This is a genomic window from Mesorhizobium sp. M2A.F.Ca.ET.039.01.1.1 (assembly GCF_003998035.1).
Lineage (GTDB): Bacteria > Pseudomonadota > Alphaproteobacteria > Rhizobiales > Rhizobiaceae > Mesorhizobium.
This window is the reverse complement of record NZ_RZRY01000740.1, coordinates 1-2,870: the sequence shown is the minus strand read 5'-3', so window position 1 is coordinate 2,870 and position 2,870 is coordinate 1. Positions and strand designations below refer to the sequence as shown.

At 62.4% G+C, this 2,870-nt stretch carries 3 protein-coding genes; 1 reads left to right on the top strand and 2 read right to left on the bottom strand.

Annotated elements, in window-relative coordinates:
- The coding region (locus tag EOA24_RS32860) for a hypothetical protein (RefSeq protein WP_127410519.1) at positions 1–368 on the bottom strand (368 nt) is incomplete at its 3' end.
- A 199-nt stretch (positions 369–567) separates the two neighbouring features.
- Positions 568–825: a PepSY domain-containing protein gene (locus tag EOA24_RS32855; RefSeq protein ID WP_126060940.1), complete on the bottom strand. Its 258-nt coding sequence runs from the start codon at positions 823–825 to the stop codon at positions 568–570.
- Between the two features lie 437 nt (positions 826–1,262).
- On the opposite strand from EOA24_RS32855, the gene EOA24_RS32850 reads away from it, so the two are divergent.
- On the top strand, positions 1,263–2,870 hold a 1,608-nt coding region (locus EOA24_RS32850; protein WP_133374730.1), incomplete at its 3' end, for an adenylate/guanylate cyclase domain-containing protein.

Here is a 2,870-nt window from a genome sequence, read left to right as displayed (position 1 = left end):
ATGTCGGCCCAGCGTTCGGGATCATCGGCAGCGTCAGGCCAGATCAACATGAAGCCGGCCGCCGCGGCGGCGGCGCCGAAGACCATGTGCAGCCAGAAGCTGCGCAGCGAAAAGAACTCCGCGATCAAGGCGAAGACCAGCGTCTGCATACCCGTCAGGATGATCGTCACGAAGTAGACAAACATGCCGAGCGGCGGCACGACCAGCACGGCGACGGGGGTGAATTCCATAAGTCCGAAGTAGCCCGGCGCATTGGGCAGCGAGCTCAATATGGCGTAGATCACCACCACCGCGATCAACCCAGCAAGCACCGCGACCAGATAGCCGACGAGCACCATGAGGATGCGCTTCAGGACGTGGCCGATCATTGCCCATGCACTCCCGTGCCCGCAATCAGTGAGGGGCAGTCAGCCACCAAAGTTGTGACGATGCAAGGGCGGCCCATCGCGCCGGGTCTTTGCGCGTGGCACAGGAGTGTCCAGCGCCAAGGCACAGTGTGTGAAACCGGGCGGGGGCCTATGTGCTTCAGTAGATGGGGCGGAGCGTAAGGCGGGGAGGCGACGCGACCTATTTGGGCTCGCCGGTCACCGGGTCGTAGGTGATTTGGACCTTGGCCTTGTCGGTGGTGTAGTAGGTGATGGTGTAGCCGTCGCTATCCCAATCGACCTCCTTCACATAGCGGAAGTCGGTGCGGTGCTCGACCTTGGCAATGATCTCCGACAGCTTCTTGGCATTCTGCGGCGGCAGTGGCTGGTCGTCCGCCGCAAGGGCCGATCCGCCGGCAAGGAAGGCCGCGATACCGGTTGCTAAAACAACAGTGCGCATGAGAGCCCTCAAATCGCGTAATTGGCCAAGTTTCATATGGGCCTGGGTGCCGTCAGAAACCAGCACGCGGGCATGTTGGTTCCGTAGCGTGAAAATAACGCATTGTGAAGCCTGGCTCGACGTGGCCGATCTTCGGCCGGCAGCAGCCAAATCCAACATTGCCTGAGGACAAAAGAGTGCGTGATTCAATGGGTTACGGCACGATGCGGATGTGCCTTCCGGTATAACGAATGACTAAACCATGCGTTGGGCAGGGCGTTCGCCATATTAGCTGTTCTTGGTAGAGCTTTCGGAAAGACCCTGATAGAATTCTGGTCATAACAGGGTGGCAACTGCGCGCCGGACCTGCCGGGGATATCCATCGGCAGACGGCGACGCGTTTCTTTTGAGCGCAGGTCGCCTGTTCTGGACTGGACGCGGGGACTGGGGGCTCGATCATGGCTGAACGGAATTACACCCGTCAGCTTGCGACAATCATATCGATCGACGCCGTCGGATTCTCGAGGCTGATGGGCATCGACGACGAGCTCGCCGTTGCCGCGTTCGAGGAGAGGCGCGACATCATCGCCGGCAGTTGCGGCGCATTTGGCGGGCGCACATTCGGCGATGCCGGCGACAGCATCATGGCCGAATTCGGCAATCCGATCGAAGCCTTGCGGGCAGCCTTCGACTTCCAGGCGCGGATCGCAGCGCTGAATGCGGCGGTTGCCGAGGACATGCGCATGCCGTTTCGCGCCGGTATCAATACCGGCGATGTGATTGTCCGTGAGGGCCGTCTCTACGGCGACGACGTGAACATCGCCGCCCGGCTTCAGGAACTCGCGCCTCACGACGGCGTCGCCATCTCGGCGACGACCTGGCACCATGTGAAGGACAAGACAGCAGCGGTCTTTACCGATCTCGGCGAGTTCAGCCTGAAGAACATCGCTCTGCCGGTGCGGGTCCTGATCGCGGGCCGCGGCGGCAACGGGCCTGCCACGCCGGCCTCCTTCGCTTCTATCCCGGCCGCGCCCGGCCATTACAAACCCGTCCCCAAGGGGCCACCGGCAATCGCGGTGCTGCCGTTCCAGGGCAATGGAAGCGAACCGGACGTCGGCTATATGGCCGACGGCATTGCCGAGGACATCATCTACGGTCTTTCCAACACGCGCTGGCTTTCGGTCATCGCAAAGGGATCCAGCTTTCAGTTTCGCGACGACAGCCTGGGCACAAGGCTCATCGGCAATGCGCTTGGCGCGCGCTACATCGTCAGCGGCACGCTGGCGCGCCACGACAGGCATATCCGTCTCAACGCATCGCTTACAGACACGTCGAACGGGCGCCTGGTCTGGTCGCAACGCTTCGACCGCGATCTCGTCGACATCTTTAGGCTGCGCGACCAGGTCGGCAGCGAGATCGTTTCCATCCTCGACAAGGAGGTCGATCGCGCCGAGCAGGCGCGTACGTTCCAGGTGCCGTGGGAGAGCCTTGAGACTTGGCAATTGGTCAGGCGCGGCCGCTGGCACATGAACAGGCGCACACGCCGCGACACCGACATCGCGCTCGACTTCTTCGACAGAGCCTACCGGGACGATCCGAACTCGAGCGCCGTGCTCAACGAACTGGCCTGGTGGTATTTCTGGCGGGCCTGGCTGCGTTTCGGCGACAGCGACGACCTGGAAAAGGTAGAGGAGCTTGCGCGCAAGGCGCTGCTGATGGACAGCCTCGACGCACGCCCGCATGCCTATCTCGGCGCGGCCGACATCATGCGCGGCCTGCCGGCATTGGCGGCCGAGCACCTTGCCGAGGCGATCCACATCAATCCGAGCTTCGCCTTCGCCCGCTCGGCCATGGGCAGCGCGCAACTTTTGCTTGGCGACGCGGCCGGCGCGATCCCGTTCTTTCTCGATACCGAGCGGTTGAGCCCGTTCGACCTCTATCGCTTCCACAATCTGGGTGAACTGGCCGCCGCCTATTGCTTCGTCGAGGACTGGCCGGCCGCGATCGCCACAGCCGAGCGCTCGCTCAACCTGTCGCCAAGTTACTTCTACGCCAGGTTCCTGAAG

Excerpts from the sequence above, each read along its gene's own strand:
- EOA24_RS32855 (WP_126060940.1), bottom strand. The coding sequence starts at position 825 with ATGCGCACTGTTGTTTTAGCAACCGGTATCGCGGCCTTCCTTGCCGGC.